Source organism: Arthrobacter sp. S41 (genome assembly GCF_004320535.1).
GTDB lineage: Bacteria > Actinomycetota > Actinomycetes > Actinomycetales > Micrococcaceae > Glutamicibacter.
The window spans coordinates 236,277-249,904 of the sequence record NZ_SIHY01000002.1; the positions used below are offsets into that span (position 1 = coordinate 236,277).

Here is a 13,628-nt window from a genome sequence, read left to right on the forward strand (position 1 = left end):
CCTAGAGCGTTTCCTGCAATTCCTTATTCTCAAGGGCTGCCACAGCGTTAAAGCCCAACTGGAGATCGGCCAAAATGTCCTTGATATTTTCTAGTCCGACGCTCAAGCGCACCAAGCCGGGGCTTACGCCCGCGGCAAGCTGATCGGCCTCGGAGAGCTGAGCGTGGGTGGTGGACGCCGGGTGGATGGCCAGCGAGCGCACATCGCCGATGTTGGCCACATGGGAGTGCAGCTCAAGGGCGTTTACAAAGGCTTGGCCTGCCGGCGCACCGCCAGAAAGCTCAAAGGCGAGCACCGATCCGGCGCCGTGCTGGCTGTACTTCTTGGCGCGCTCAAACCATGGTGAGGAGGCTAGGCCCGCATAGGCGACCTGCTGCACTTCATCACGGGCTTCGAGCCAGTTGGCCACTTCGCGCGCGTTTTCACCGTGGCGCTCAACGCGCAGGGACAGGGTTTCTAGCCCCTGGGCGATCAAGAACGCGTTAAAAGGTGACAGCGCTGAACCCAAATCGCGCAAGAGCTGGACTCGCGTCTTGAGGATGTAGGCCAGGTTGGCGCCGAGGATGCCGTTCACGCCAAGATCGCGAGCAAAAACCAGGCCGTTGTAGGACTCGTCCGGGGTGTTAAAGCCCGGGAAGCGCTGCGGGTCCTTGGCAAAGTCAAAGTTGCCCGAGTCCACAATCACCCCGGCGATCGCGTTGCCGTGACCGCCCAGGAATTTGGTGGCCGAGTGAATGACGATGTCAGCCCCAAATTCGATCGGGCGGATCAGATACGGAGTGGCCAAGGTGTTATCCACCAGCAGCGGCACTCCATTTTCATGGGCGATCTTGGCGATTTCTTCGATGTCCAGCACGTCTTGGCGTGGGTTGGAAATGGTTTCGCCGAAGAACGCCTTGGTGTTTGGGCGCACCGCGTCGCGCCAATCCTGCAGGTTATCCGGGTCGGCCACAAAGCTGACCTCGATGCCCAGGCGCTTAAGCGTGTGCTTAAGCAGATTCTGGGTTCCGCCGTACAAACTTGGGCTGGCCACCAGGTGATCGCCGGACTCGGCGAGGTTCAGGATGGCCAGGGTGGTCGCGGCCTGTCCGGAGGACAGCAACAGCGCACCCACGCCGCCTTCTAGATCGGCGATGCGAGTTTCTACTGCGTCGGTGGTGGGGTTGCCGATGCGGGTGTAGATCGGTTCCAGTTCCTGCAGCGCAAAACGGGCTGCAGCACTTTCTGCGCTTGGGAAGACAAAGGAAGTGGTCTGGAAGATCGGTAGTGCCCGGGCACCGGTGGTTGGATCTGGGGTCTGCCCGGAGTGGATCTGACGGGTTTCAAATGACCAGTTATTGCTCATGGTTTCCTCCAAAAATAGTTCTGTGACTTTTGGGGTAGACCACTGAGAAGACACCGACAGAAAGATCCTCATGAAGGCACTTCCAGGGTTACCCGCGCTTGTCCTTGGCAGCTTTTTGCTCCTAAGGGCCAGGTCTTCACCCGGGGCACCCCACCGCGGTTGGAGGGTTGCCGCCCAGTAAGCCGGGGCTTGTTACTGGGACTCATGACCTACTTCCAGTGTGCCCGAAAACCGAAGATTTTTGCAATGTGAGAGCGCAAAATGGGTAGCAATCGGTCATATTTCGCGCCAGACGCGATTTAGGTGCAGAGAATTCGATCACCGATTAAAAATTAGGCTTGCCTAAGTAGAGACTGTCATCACATGTTGTCATGATGGGCACATGATGAGGTTAGATCACGTAAGTTATGCCTGCGGCCCAGATGGGTTGTTGCCAACCGCGCAGAGAATCTCCGAGGCCTTGGGTTTGGAGTTCGTTAAGGGAGGCGTGCATCCGCGCTTCGGAACACGTAATGTCATCTTCCCGTTGAAGCATGGTCAGTATTTGGAAGTGGTTGAAGTGCTCAACCACCCCGCCAGCGACAAGGCTCCTTTTGGCCAAGCGGTGCGAGCGCGTTCTGAGCTCGGCGGTGGCTGGATGGGCTGGTGTGTTTCGGTGGACGATCTGTCCAGCGCCGAAGAACGGCTGGGCCGCAAGTCGGTTCCGGGCAACCGCAAATTCCCCGATGGTCGCGAGCTGACCTGGCAGCAGATCGGCATTAAGGGTTTGATCGCCGACCCGCAGTGCCCGTACCTGATTTCCTGGGACGAAGAAGCAAAGGATCTGCATCCTTCCAAGGCACTTGAACCGAGCGGCGCGATCAGCGAGATCACCATTGCCGGCTCGCGTGATCGTGTGCTGGAATGGTTGGGGCAACCTGAAAACGTGAATCTGGGCCCAGTAGTCATGGACTATGAGGCACCCAACGGTACCCCGGGAATCATGACGGTGACCTTCGAAACCGAAAACGGTCCGGTTGTGCTGTAGCAACGTTTTTCAAAGGTAGGCGGGGACAATGGCGTCCCCACCTACCTCTTTTTTATGTGCTGGCATCCAGACGCTTGCCTAGGACCACAACGTTTTGGTCCACAAATCCCAGACGCTCATAGAAATTGAGCACGGCAGCGTTTTCATTACGCACCATCAACTGCACCTTGGGCACACCACGGTCCACTAGCCAGCTTGTTGCGGCCTGAACCATTGTGCTGCCAAGCCCGGTACCCTGTTTGAGAGGATCAACGGCCACATAGTAGAGCCAGCCACGGTGCCCGTCGTGGCCCACCATCGCAGTGGAAACAACTTTGTCTTCCTCGATCACGGCCAGCACCGTGGAAGTTGGGGTATCTAAGGCACGCTGCGCATCGGCGTATGGGTCGTTCCACGGCCGGGTCAGCCCGGTGGCTTCCCACAGTGCCACGGCTTGGTTTATCTGTTGCGCGGTCAGCTGTGAAATCTGCATGCCTACAGTTTAGGGGTTTAGTTGCCGATCCCGATCGCCGGACCGATCAGGGCATAACCGACAAAGCCGATGGCATCAAGCAGGAAGTGCGCGATCACCAGTGGCATCACCCGACCGTACTTTTGATAAACCCAGCCGAACACCACGCCCATGAGCATATTGCCGATCATCGGCCCCACTCCCTGGTACAGGTGGTAACTGCCACGGATCACTGCCGAGCCGAAGATCGTAGTCCACAATCCTAGGTTCAGCTTCTTTGCGTAGGTGAACAGGAAGCCGAGCATTAGTACTTCTTCGAGGACCGCATGGCGCACCGCCGAGAGCAACAACACCGGTACGCTCCACCAGTAGTCCCCCAGGTTGGCCGCCGAGATCGCGGTAGTGATCCCCAGTGCTCGACCGGCTGCATAAACGCCTAGGGTGCCAAGCCCCATGGCTAGGAACAGACCGGCGCCAAAGAGCGCATCTTTGCCCGGGGTGCGTAGGTCAAAGCCGATCTCGCGCACCCCTCGCCCGGTGCTGTGCTTCATCAGGTAAAGGGCCAGCAGCACCGGCACCAAGGCAAAGAGGATATCGAGTAGCTGGTAGGAGAAGTCAAAAAATTCGCGGTTGCTCAGTTGGTTGTTCAGCGACGTGGTCTGTTCGTGCAACGGTCCGCGGGTGAGTTTGTCGGCGAAGCTAAGAATCGAGTACACCGCGCTTTGACCCAAGGACAAAGCTAGGACCACAACGATCTCAAATTTCAGGATCTTTCGTGTTGGGCTTGGCCCAAATTCTTCGACACTCACGCAATAGATCATAGGCTGATTAGGCTGTGTTTGTGCTGAGGTAACCTAAAGGTAGTGAAGTAAAGGAGCATGTGTGAGTCGTCCTGCCACCAGCGAAGAACTGCGTATCGACCGCCAATTACGCCCCGATCTTTCATGGGAAGATGCCGGAGTTAATGAGGGCGGCCAGTTCCACAAGGTAGTCATCGCCAATCCGCATTCGGTGATTCGTATGGCCCGCACTCCCCAAGCTAGCGCGCAGATGCCGCGTTCGGTGAAGCTGCTGGAGCAGCTTTCCGGTCAGCTGGATTATCAGATCCCGGTGGCGACCTCGCAGATTCTGCAGGTTGACGGGCTCAGTTCGGTGGCCATGAGTTTCGTCCCTGGCAGTGCCCACGAACCGCACTATGGGGATCCGAAAGTTTTGGGAAAGCTGGTTAATGATCTGGCTGCTGTTGAATTGGAACCTCTGAGCAAGTATCTGGCCGAGCCCTTTGCTTTCCGCGGTGAGTGGACCGAAAAACGCCAGCAGCAGTGTTTCGACGCCTTGCCCGATCAACTGCGTGGGGCTGCCAGAAGGCTTTGGGCACAGCTAGATGAGCTGGCCCAGGTCCCGCCGGGGTTGGTCCACGGCGATCTAGCTGGACACAATATGCACTGGGTGGGTGAAGAGCTGATCGGCATCCTGGACTGGGATCTTGCCGCGGCGTGGGATCCTGCGCTGAATACCGCGTACCTGAGCCTGTGGCACGGTCTTCAGATGGTGGATCTGATCGCACCGAATCGGGACGAAGCCTATCGAGCAAAAATCTGGCTTGGCCTGATGAGTTTGGAGCGGCTCTCCGATACCCTTTTGCGCGCCGATGATCGGAACATCGACAAGCTGATAGACAAGATTGGGCCGCGAATCCTAGAGGCCGCGCAGGCGGTGAAGAACTGATGGTTGAAGCTCTGGACCCCTGTCCCAACGAAGCGGCCCAACGACTCGCGCATCGCCGTGGAGCGCACAAACTGAAGCTCATCGGTGAAGGTGTCGAGTTTCTGTTTTTTCAGCGCGGTCATCGGGATGGAACACGAAGGCTATCGGGTGCCGCGAGCACGTGTTTATGACACCACAAACAATCCAGCTACTCCAGCTTTGGGCCTGCAACATAAGGAACTAGAGCTCAGCGTCTGGGCGCTTGGAACATTTGCGGGGTATCGCGCTGGGATTCCGGAATCTTCCGCACTCTACTGCACGGTCGTTGCTGGAGACCGGCAGCTTCAGGAAGGTTCTACACTCTCGATTGTGAAGAGCCCCATTGATGCGGTTAGAAAGTACTCGGATACCACACGCGTTCAAGGCAGGTTTTACATCTTCAAATGGCGCAAATACGCCTCAGGAATTATGATTTCAAGCGGATCAGAAACGGTGTTCTCTTCAAACGGAATCCAGTTTCGGGTCATAGCTTTCTAAACGAGGGAAATATTGAAACTGAAAGAGGCACTGCCACTCGCTTTCGTTGTAGGCATTTCGGTTGCACTCACAGGATGTTCGGTCAGCGACTCCAACGCTCCGACGCGGAAGAGTTCGGAGACTTTAGAACCGATGCAAAGCCACGAGCTCGTGGCGATCGCCACGACAGTTGAAGATGAGGACCAAAAGATATCTCTTGCTGTTCCACTTCAAGGTGGCAGCTATTCCGTGATACTTGAGTGCTCAGGCGAAAACAACTCGTCTGTCATCACATGGCAAAGCGATAAGAAGCAGAACCATGGCCAAATCACCGTTCCGTGCAACCGTGAAGGCGGAATGGTCCGCGAACAAATCACCCTCGACGGTTATTCAAATTCGCTGACTTTCGTCACGCGCAATTTGGTAGGACATGAACTCAAAGTATCTGTTGCACCGGTCGCATCATAGTTATTGTTGAGGCTGTCGTTACCCCGCTCGAACACGTTTTAGCGAATCAGCGGTTTGTTCGATAACTTCTGGGGAAGCAAGAGGCCCATCCAAACTTGATGTTCGGATGGGCCTCTTGTGCGCATCAGGATTGATGCGACAAGTGATTAGCTCAGTGCTGCGATAGCTGCATCGTAGTCTGGCTCGGTGGTGATTTCCGGAACAACCTGGGTGTAGGTCACCTTGCCGGTTTCGTCCAAGACGATGACCGAGCGGGCCAGCAGGCCAGCCAGTGGACCGTCGATCTGGGTTACGCCGTAATCCGAACCGAAGTCCGAACGGAAGACCGAAGCAGCCGAAACATTCTCGATGTTCTCTGCACCGCAGAAGCGGCCCAGTGCGAATGGCAGGTCAGCAGAAACGCACACAACGGTGGTGTTCTCTAGGCCAGCAGCCAGCTCGTTGAATTGACGAACGCTAGCAGCGCAAACGCCGGTATCAACCGACGGGAAGATGTTCAAGACAACGCGACGGCCAGCCAGCGAATCGCTGGTGAGGTCCGCAAGGTCGGTGTCGGTGAGGGTGAATGATGGAGCCTGCGCGCCTACGGCTGGCAGTTCACCAATGGTCTGTACGGGAGTTCCCTTAAAAGCAGTATTAGCCATGGTTCTTGTTTATCACGAATGCCTATTTGACTGCCAGATTTTCGACAATCCGGCCGGAACAAGTCGTGGGGTTATCGCCTCAGCGCACCAGCTGGCCTGCTTGATAAACACTGTGCGTCAGGTCCATTCCCGGCCGATAAGCCAGGTGTGCAGCCCCCGGAGCATCAAGAACGTGCAGGTCTGCACGCTTGCCAACCTCGATGGAACCCACTTGTTCGGCAATGCCCAGTGCCAGCGCTCCGCCATAGGTGGCTGCCTCGATGGCTTCGGCCAATGACAGGTTCATTTGCAACACCGCGGTAGCCACGCAGAAGTTCATGTTGCTGGTGTAGCTGGTTCCGGGATTGCAGTTACTGGCCAAGGCAATGTTCACCCCAGCGTCCAATAGCTCACGCCCTGGGGCCAGCGGCTGCCTGGTCGACAAGTCGCAAGCAGGCAGACAGGTGGCTACAGTTCCTGGCTTCCCAGAGCGAGTCTGGCGATCCCATTTGCTCCAGCTTCCGGCGAGCGCCTGGATATCCGAGTCGTCTAGGTAATTTACGTGGTCTACCGAATGGCTACCGAATTCGACGGCCAGCTTCACCCCAGGGCCTGCGCCCAGCTGGTTTCCGTGAACTTTGGTCGACAGATTTTTGTCTTGGGCTGCTTGCAGAACGCGACGGGTTTGCTCCTCGTTGAAGGCTCCGCGCTCGCAGAATACATCAACAAAGTCGACCTGCTCTGCCACTGCATCAAGCATGGGACCGGCAACCAGGTCGGTATATTCATCGGCGTCGGAACCGGCAGGAACCAGATGCGCTCCAAGGAAGGTGAGGGTATCGACGATTGGTCCGCCCAAGCGCGCATGACGGATCTCCTCAGTCAGCTCCAAACCGTAGCCGGTTTTGGTTTCCATCCATGTTGTTCCCATGGATAGGGCTTCGGCACGGCGTGAGGTGACTAAATTAGTAAGCTCGTCATCGGTCAGGTTTCTGGTGGCTGAGGTGGTGACCGCAATTCCGCCGGCTGCGTAGGACTGGCCGGCCATGCGGGCAACAAACTCTTCGGCTCGGTCTCCCCCAAAGAGCAGGTGACTGTGTGAGTCGACCCAACCTGGCAGCACGGTTTTTCCCGTAAGGTCGTGAACTGTATCGGCTGTTGGTGCTTCAGCCGCGGCGCCGATCCACTGGATTCGGTCCTCACAGATGAGTACTGCGGCGTTCTGCAACACGCTGCCGGTGGCATCAACGGTGACAAGTTGAGCGATATTCGTCAGCAATGTTGTACCCATGGGCTGGCCCTTCCAGTTATCTGCCGCAGCTCGCCGCGTGCAAGCGATTAACAATTTCCCTACTCTTCTTGAGCCTACGCGGTAGGGATGTGAAGTTTTTGTTCTCGCCCAGTTTCGAATCCGGGATTTCAGACGTGCGTCTCGAAGGGGCAGATATAGCAGCGGCCTCGGTCCCTACTGAGCATCTGCAAGTGATGTTCGGCAGGGACCGAGGCCGTTGGTGAGATGGTGATTCCAGCTTTGCTTTAGCCCTTGGTTGCTCCGGCGAGCAGACCTCGAACGAAGAAGCGCTGCAGCGCAAAGAACACTGCCAGAGGAACGATCATCGAAATGAACGCGCCCGCGGTGAGCAGCTCCCACGATTGTCCGTAGGTACCCGAGAGATCCTGCAACGCTTTGGTAATCGGTAGTTCTCCACCGGAGGTGAAGACCGTTGCCACCAAGAGGTCATTCCATACCCAGAGGAATTGGAAAATTCCGAAAGATGCAATCGCGGGCATGGACAAGGGAAGAACAATTCGCGAGAAGATCTTTCCATGACCAGCACCATCAACTCGGGCGGCCTCGATGACTTCGTTAGGGATTTCCGAAATGAAGTTGTGCAACATGAATATTGCTAGCGGCAAGGCAATGATGGTGTGGGCAATCCAGACCTTGGCATAGGCACCGTCAAGTCCATTGATGCCCAACCCCGGCAGGATATACAGCCCACCGATTTTCACTCCGTCCGAAAATAGCTGGAGCAACGGAACCAACACCATTTGGATCGGAACAATCTGCAGGGCAAACACCAGAACGAACAGCGTATTGCGACCTTTGAAATTGATCCAAGCAAATGCGTAGGCCGCGAGGCTGGCAATGATGATCGGTATAATCGCCGCCGGAATGGTGATGACCAGCGAGTTCAAGAATGCTTTGGACAACGGCAAGCTATCACCCGAAGCGAAGGCCTGAGCGTAATTGTCCAACGTGAATGACGGATTGGACAGGGCCGTCCACCAGCCCGAGGTCTTGATGTCATCTGCTTGCCTGAATGAGGAGACAAAAAGGCCAAAGGTAGGGATGGTCCATACCGCAGCAATGATAAATGCGGCGAGGGTAGCCCCGCGAGAAGTAGTGGCCTTACGCAGCTTCCCGCTGGTTTTTTCGGTGGCCTTGATCAGGCGCCGAGATGATTCGCTGACGGCGCTCATCAGATGCCCCTTTGTTTATTGTGCTGTCGAACGTTGTAGATGATGATCGGCAAAACCAAGATAAACAAGATGACTGCCAACGCCGAGCTGTAGCCGGTGCGGGCACCGAGTTGGAACTGGCGCACCATCTCGAAGGCGAGCACCGTGGTATCTGAACGGCCACCGGTCATCGATGAGACGATGTCGTAAACCTTGAGCGAAGCAATCGAAATGGTGGTCAAGACAACGATCACTGAAGAACGAATCCCGGGAAGAGTGACATTGGCGAAGCGTTGCCATGGGCTTGCCCCATCAAGGTCAGCTGCTTCAAGTTGCTCAGTAGGTACACCCTTGATCGCTGCGGAGAGGATCACCATGGCGAATCCGGCTTGTGTCCAGATCAAGATGATGACCAGGAACAGTGTGTTCCATGGTTCAAGCCCGAGCCAGTCAACAGGTTTAGCACCAAATGCGGTGATGATGGCATTCAGAACACCGATCTGGTCGCCTTGACGGGTGTCGTAGAAGAACTTAAAAATGATCGATGCGCCGACAAATGAAATTGCCATTGGCATGAACACCAGAAGTTTGAAGAACTTCTCGCCGCGGCTCTTATCGATGAACACTGCATAGGCCAGGCCGATAATCGTTGACACCACGGGAGCTACCAGTACCCAAACCAAGGTATTGAGCAACGCGGTCACACCATCAGGGCTAGTGAAGACCCAGGCAAAGTTCGAAAGTCCGACAAAGCCGGATCCGTCATTGGCCATAAATGCGCTGAACGCGGTTCTGATGGTTGGGTAGATCAACCCGATGGCGAGCAACAACGCTGCCGGGGCCAAAAAGCCTGTGAGTTGAAGTAGGGAGCCTGCGCCGTGACGTGAGCGTCGGTCCATGAAAAAGAGTATCGCGCCGAGCACGGCAGCAATCGCGGCAACCCACATCACTGAGTTGTACAGCCCTAGGATCAGCAAGATGATGACCGGAACTAGTACGGCGGCGGCAAGCCGAACGATGGTGAAGGCGCGGCCTCGTTTAGTGGCTAGCTCTACAAAAGCCAGAATCACAAAGACCAGCACGCCGAAAACGAGAAGAACTATGGGTATTTGGCCCAGCGGTGGCACACCAGCAAGCCACTGGAAAAATTCAGACATAACAGACAACTCCTACAACGCCGTCAATGGCCGGCAGAACCGGCCATTGACGATGAGTTAATCGGTGACTAAGAGTCATAACCGGACTGAATGTTTTCAAGCACTTCCTTGGTGGACTTGCCATCAACCCAGTCCACTAGTCCCTTCCAGAAGGAGTCGGAACCGACGCTCTTTGGCATCAAGTCCGAACCATCAAAGCGGAAGGTGGTATTTGGATCCTGGAGAAGCTCAACAGCGGAGCGCAACAGGTCGCTGCTGGCATTTTTAGGATCCAGTCCGGAGTTTGCAGAAATGACGCCACCGAGTGAAACGCGGCTATTGGCCCAGTCTGCGCTGGCCAGGTATTCCTGAACCTTGGCGGTGTCTTCATCGTTGGAGAAGGCAGCAACAAATTCGCCACCGCCAACGACGGATACCGGATCATCGGCCTTAGCAGGTGGGGCAACAAACGCCCAGACATCTCCATCTGGTGCAACGGTGGTCTTTTTACCGTCAGCATTCTTGGAGTCCAAAACATAACCTTCCAAGAAGGATGCCTGGTGGGTCAGTGGGCAGGTTCCCTTGGCCACTGCGGTGGACACGTCGCCGAATGCGGTGGAGTTGATCGACTTAACGTCACCATATCCGGCATTCACCTGCTTTGGATCCAACAGGATCTTTCCCACCGATTCGAAGGCACTGGTGACTTCTGGGGAAGTAAATTCTAGATCGCCAGCAACCCACTTGTCGTAGGCTTCGGTTCCGGCCTGACGCAGTACGGCGTCTTCAATCCAGTCGGTGCCCGGCCAGCCTGAGGCTTCACCTGAAGCAAATCCGGCACACCACGCTGGCTCGTTGGTCTTCTTAGAAATCTCGGTGCCAAGGTTGGTCATCTCGTCCCAGGTCTTCGGTACGCTCACACCCCACTCTTCGAACTGCTTTGGTGAGTACCAGACATAACCCTTGACGCTGGCCATCAGTGGAACGCCGTACTGGACGCCTTCAACCTTGCCGTAGTTCTGCCAGTCTTCGGACCAGTTGCTTTGCAGTTGGCTCTGCACTGCTTCGGGAAGTTTTTGTACCTTGCCCTGCGCCACGGTGGCCTGCAGAAGACCCGGCTGCGGGAATACGGCCAAGTCTGGGGTGTCTCCACCTTGGACCTTGATGCCGATCTGAGATTCAAAGTTCTTGTCGCCCGTGTAGCGGATCTTGATGTTGTTCTCCTCGGACCACTTGGCCCAAGACTTTTCCAACAATTTGGCTTCGAGGCCGGTCACCGGACCATAGATGTCAACAACACCATCGGCCTTACCTACTTGGGCTTCGCCTCCGCCACCACCGGAAGCATTAGGGTCATTCGGGTCTGCACCGCCGGAGCATCCTGCCAGAAGCATGCTGATCGCTGCCACTGAAATAAGCGGCGCGAACTTCAATCCGCGTTTTGTACTTTTCATGCTGTCCTCCACCTTGAGTAGCACCGAGCGCGTTAATCCGGCCTGGCGCGAATGATCTCTCTTATAGTGACGTAGATCATCGACGCGCGTCAACACTTGCGCTTAAATGCACAGCAGAAAGTAGATTATGACTTTGGTTTGGGAGCCGGGCCGGAGCTTTGACGGACAGCCATTTCTGGGGAGACTAGCTCTTGAATGACTTGAGGAACCCGGGCTTCAATCCCTTGCACCAGTGCATCAACGGCCTTCTGGGAGATACGTTCGCCAGGGGGTGCCACTGTGGTCAAGGCAGGAGCAACCATCTCGGCTGATCGACCGCTCACGCCCAACGCGATGACCGAAAGGTCCTGCGGAATTTGCAAGGAGGCCATACCTGCGGCGTTCACGAAGCCAGCGGTGGCGAACTCTTTCAGACCCAGTACAGCCGTGGGACGCGAGGCTAATTGCAGGTAGGTTTCCAGCGCTTCGCGGCCACCGCGAGCGTTGTTCTCCACCGGGACTTCAAGCATCGGAATATTTCGCGCCGCCGCTGCTTGGGCGATGGCTCGAGCGGTACGGATGGCCGGGCCGTTGCCGGCTTGTTGATCTTCCACAGACACGTTGATGTACATGATCGATTGGTGACCGAGATCGGCTAGGTAATCCACCGCGATGCGTCCGGCTTCGGCAAAATTATTGTCGACATAGGACAGATCTTCGCTGTCATCGGGACGGCCAATGGAAGCAAATGGGATCTTGGCCCGACGCAGGACATCAAAGCGCGGATCGTTGACCGAGACCTCCATAAGCAGCACACCGGCGACCAGCTTTTGGCCGACCAAACTCTCCAAGCCCATCACATCGGTCGTGGGATTGGACCAGAGCAGCATGTGATAACCCAGCGCACGGGCACGTTCCATGGCCGCGGAGACGTACTCGAACTCGGTGGAGGAATAGCCGTCAACACTGGTGGGAAAGTGCAAAGCCAGGATGCCACGACGCGACCCAGCCAAGCCCTGGGCAAAAGCATCCGGGGTATAGTTTAGCTCCCGCATGGCTGCCAGAACTTTGGCTTTGGTCGCATCGGAAATAGTTCGCCGGCCACTGATCGCGTAGGACACGGTACTGGGAGAAACTCCGGCTAGGCGCGCCACGTCGTCCCTTGTAGCCATTAGTCCTCCGCCTTTGGTTGTGCTGACACGTAGTTCCTATTGAAACACGTCGGCGGGCGTTGTACCGGTTCAGCGGCTGGCGATAAATGCCTGAACGCAGGCTTCAATATCCTGCGCAGAGTGGGCGGCAGAGAGCTGAACACGAATGCGTGCAGCTCCCTTAGGCACTACGGGGTAGCTAAAGGCCGTGACAAATACGCCGCGTTCGAGCATCTTGGCTGCCACGTCGGCGGCCTTGATTGCATCGCCGAACATTACCGGGATGATCGCATGTTCACCGTCGAGCAGTTCGAAGCCCTCTTCGCTCATCCGACGGCGGAAGTGTGCTGCATTTTCGAACAGCTTTTCGCGCAGTTCCCCGGAGTCCACTACCAGTTCCAGGGCTTTGATCGTGGCGGCAACAATTGAGGGAGCCAAAGAATTGGAGAACAGGTAAGGACGGGCCTTTTGGCGCAGCATTGCCACGATTTCACCGCGTCCTGAGACGTAACCGCCGGAAGCTCCACCAAGGGCTTTGCCAAAAGTACCGGTGTAGATATCCACCCGGTCAGAGACCCCAGCATGTTCCGGGGTGCCAGCGCCGGTTGCGCCCATGAAGCCCACCGCGTGGGAGTCATCAACCATCACCAGAGCGTTGTATCTGTCGGCCAAATCGCAGATGGCTTCTAGTGGTGCAAGGTAGCCGTCCATGGAGAACACACCGTCGGTGACAATGATGGTGCGCCGTGCGCCTTGTCCGTCGTTGAGCTGCGCGGCGGCCTGTAACTGGGTTTCCAGATCGGCCATATCGCGGTTGGCATAGCGGAATCGGGCGGCCTTGGACAGACGGATGCCATCAATAATCGAGGCGTGGTTCAGCGCATCGGAAATGATGGCGTCTTCCTTGCCAAAGAGGGATTCAAAAACGCCACCGTTGGCATCAAAGCAGCTGGAGAACAAGATGGTGTCTTCGGTGCCCAGGAACTGTGAGAGCTTGGCTTCCAGTTCCAAGTGCCCATCTTGGGTGCCACAGATGAAGCGGACCGAGGCCATGCCGAAGCCGCGCTCGTCCATGGCGGTTTTTGCGGCCTGAATGATCTGGGCGTTATCGGCTAGACCTAGGTAGTTATTCGCGCAGAAATTCAGTACCTTACGGGCATCGGTGTCCAAGGAACCGGCCAGAATGGAGGCGGACTGTGCGGAGTCAATGTGGCGTTCGGCTTTGAATAGCCCGGAGGTCTTTAGCTCTTCAAGCTCGGTGCTGAGCTGGTCTTTAAGGTCGGTGTACATGGGTGGTGCTCCTTGTTG

General features: G+C 56.3%; 14 protein-coding genes and 1 riboswitch. Of the genes, 4 read left to right on the forward strand and 10 right to left on the reverse strand.

The window, feature by feature from the left end; genetic code table 11:
* Position 1: 1 nt before the first annotated feature.
* Entirely contained in the window at positions 2 to 1,345 is a 1,344-nt protein-coding gene (locus EYR88_RS12420) for a bifunctional o-acetylhomoserine/o-acetylserine sulfhydrylase (RefSeq protein ID WP_131090075.1), read from the reverse strand.
* Positions 1,346 to 1,434: 89 nt separating this feature from the next.
* Positions 1,435 to 1,555, reverse strand: a riboswitch (SAM riboswitch).
* A 172-nt stretch (positions 1,556 to 1,727) separates the two neighbouring features.
* Here EYR88_RS12420 and EYR88_RS12425 point away from each other — a divergent pair.
* The gene (locus EYR88_RS12425; RefSeq protein ID WP_131090076.1) at positions 1,728 to 2,372 is read left to right on the forward strand and encodes a VOC family protein; all 645 of its coding nucleotides are present in this window, start codon (positions 1,728 to 1,730) and stop codon (positions 2,370 to 2,372) included.
* A 52-nt stretch (positions 2,373 to 2,424) separates the two neighbouring features.
* Here EYR88_RS12425 and EYR88_RS12430 read toward each other — a convergent pair whose 3' ends face one another.
* Positions 2,425 to 2,844: a GNAT family acetyltransferase gene (locus EYR88_RS12430; RefSeq protein WP_131090077.1), complete on the reverse strand. Its 420-nt coding sequence runs from the start codon at positions 2,842 to 2,844 to the stop codon at positions 2,425 to 2,427.
* 17 nt (positions 2,845 to 2,861) lie between these two features.
* On the reverse strand, positions 2,862 to 3,632 hold the full coding sequence (locus EYR88_RS12435) for a CPBP family intramembrane glutamic endopeptidase (protein ID WP_242632575.1): 771 nt from the start codon (positions 3,630 to 3,632) through the stop codon (positions 2,862 to 2,864).
* Positions 3,633 to 3,705: 73 nt separating this feature from the next.
* Here EYR88_RS12435 and EYR88_RS12440 point away from each other — a divergent pair, with 73 nt between their 5' ends.
* The 3 genes from EYR88_RS12440 (at position 3,706) to EYR88_RS12450 (ending at position 5,514) form a co-directional block, all read left to right on the forward strand.
* Positions 3,706 to 4,551, forward strand: a complete 846-nt coding sequence (locus EYR88_RS12440) for an aminoglycoside phosphotransferase family protein (protein ID WP_131090079.1) — start codon at positions 3,706 to 3,708, stop codon at positions 4,549 to 4,551.
* Between the two features lie 84 nt (positions 4,552 to 4,635).
* Positions 4,636 to 5,067 (forward strand): hypothetical protein, encoded by a 432-nt coding sequence (locus EYR88_RS12445; protein ID WP_131090080.1) that lies wholly within the window; start codon positions 4,636 to 4,638, stop codon positions 5,065 to 5,067.
* 12 nt (positions 5,068 to 5,079) lie between these two features.
* Complete coding sequence (locus EYR88_RS12450; RefSeq protein WP_131090081.1) at positions 5,080 to 5,514, forward strand: hypothetical protein; 435 nt, start codon at positions 5,080 to 5,082, stop codon at positions 5,512 to 5,514.
* Between the two features lie 146 nt (positions 5,515 to 5,660).
* Here EYR88_RS12450 and tpx read toward each other — a convergent pair whose 3' ends face one another.
* The 7 genes from tpx to EYR88_RS12485 all read right to left on the reverse strand — a co-directional run bounded on the left by tpx (position 5,661) and on the right by EYR88_RS12485 (position 13,610).
* A complete protein-coding gene (gene tpx / locus EYR88_RS12455) occupies positions 5,661 to 6,158 on the reverse strand; it encodes a thiol peroxidase (RefSeq protein WP_131090082.1) in 498 nt (165 codons plus the stop codon).
* Between the two features lie 79 nt (positions 6,159 to 6,237).
* On the reverse strand, positions 6,238 to 7,428 hold the full coding sequence (gene hutI, locus EYR88_RS12460) for an imidazolonepropionase (RefSeq protein WP_131090083.1): 1,191 nt from the start codon (positions 7,426 to 7,428) through the stop codon (positions 6,238 to 6,240).
* A gap of 245 nt (positions 7,429 to 7,673) precedes the next feature.
* Positions 7,674 to 8,621, reverse strand: coding sequence for a carbohydrate ABC transporter permease (locus tag EYR88_RS12465; RefSeq protein ID WP_131090084.1), 948 nt, complete (start codon positions 8,619 to 8,621; stop codon positions 7,674 to 7,676).
* On the reverse strand, positions 8,621 to 9,757 hold the full coding sequence (locus EYR88_RS12470; protein ID WP_131090085.1) for a sugar ABC transporter permease: 1,137 nt from the start codon (positions 9,755 to 9,757) through the stop codon (positions 8,621 to 8,623). Before EYR88_RS12470 ends, EYR88_RS12465 begins: the two co-directional genes overlap by 1 nt.
* Before the next feature lie 68 nt (positions 9,758 to 9,825).
* On the reverse strand, positions 9,826 to 11,190 hold the full coding sequence (locus EYR88_RS12475) for an extracellular solute-binding protein (RefSeq protein WP_131090086.1): 1,365 nt from the start codon (positions 11,188 to 11,190) through the stop codon (positions 9,826 to 9,828).
* 125 nt (positions 11,191 to 11,315) lie between these two features.
* A complete protein-coding gene (locus tag EYR88_RS12480; RefSeq protein ID WP_131090087.1) occupies positions 11,316 to 12,341 on the reverse strand; it encodes a LacI family DNA-binding transcriptional regulator in 1,026 nt (341 codons plus the stop codon).
* A gap of 69 nt (positions 12,342 to 12,410) precedes the next feature.
* Positions 12,411 to 13,610 (reverse strand): glycine C-acetyltransferase, encoded by a 1,200-nt coding sequence (locus tag EYR88_RS12485; protein WP_131090088.1) that lies wholly within the window; start codon positions 13,608 to 13,610, stop codon positions 12,411 to 12,413.
* Between the last annotated feature and the right edge of the window lie 18 nt (positions 13,611 to 13,628).

What these genes read in the sequence shown, in the direction of transcription:
- EYR88_RS12420 (WP_131090075.1), bottom strand. Translation starts at nt 1,345, where the DNA reads ATGAGCAATAACTGGTCATTTGAAACCCGTCAGATCCACTCCGGGCAG.
- EYR88_RS12425 (WP_131090076.1), top strand. Translation starts at nt 1,728, where the DNA reads ATGATGAGGTTAGATCACGTAAGTTATGCCTGCGGCCCAGATGGGTTG.
- EYR88_RS12430 (WP_131090077.1), bottom strand. Translation starts at nt 2,844, where the DNA reads ATGCAGATTTCACAGCTGACCGCGCAACAGATAAACCAAGCCGTGGCA.
- tpx (WP_131090082.1), bottom strand. Translation starts at nt 6,158, where the DNA reads ATGGCTAATACTGCTTTTAAGGGAACTCCCGTACAGACCATTGGTGAA.
- hutI (WP_131090083.1), bottom strand. Translation starts at nt 7,428, where the DNA reads ATGGGTACAACATTGCTGACGAATATCGCTCAACTTGTCACCGTTGAT.
- EYR88_RS12465 (WP_131090084.1), bottom strand. Translation starts at nt 8,621, where the DNA reads ATGAGCGCCGTCAGCGAATCATCTCGGCGCCTGATCAAGGCCACCGAA.
- EYR88_RS12470 (WP_131090085.1), bottom strand. Translation starts at nt 9,757, where the DNA reads ATGTCTGAATTTTTCCAGTGGCTTGCTGGTGTGCCACCGCTGGGCCAA.
- EYR88_RS12475 (WP_131090086.1), bottom strand. Translation starts at nt 11,190, where the DNA reads ATGAAAAGTACAAAACGCGGATTGAAGTTCGCGCCGCTTATTTCAGTG.
- EYR88_RS12480 (WP_131090087.1), bottom strand. Translation starts at nt 12,341, where the DNA reads ATGGCTACAAGGGACGACGTGGCGCGCCTAGCCGGAGTTTCTCCCAGT.
- EYR88_RS12485 (WP_131090088.1), bottom strand. Translation starts at nt 13,610, where the DNA reads ATGTACACCGACCTTAAAGACCAGCTCAGCACCGAGCTTGAAGAGCTA.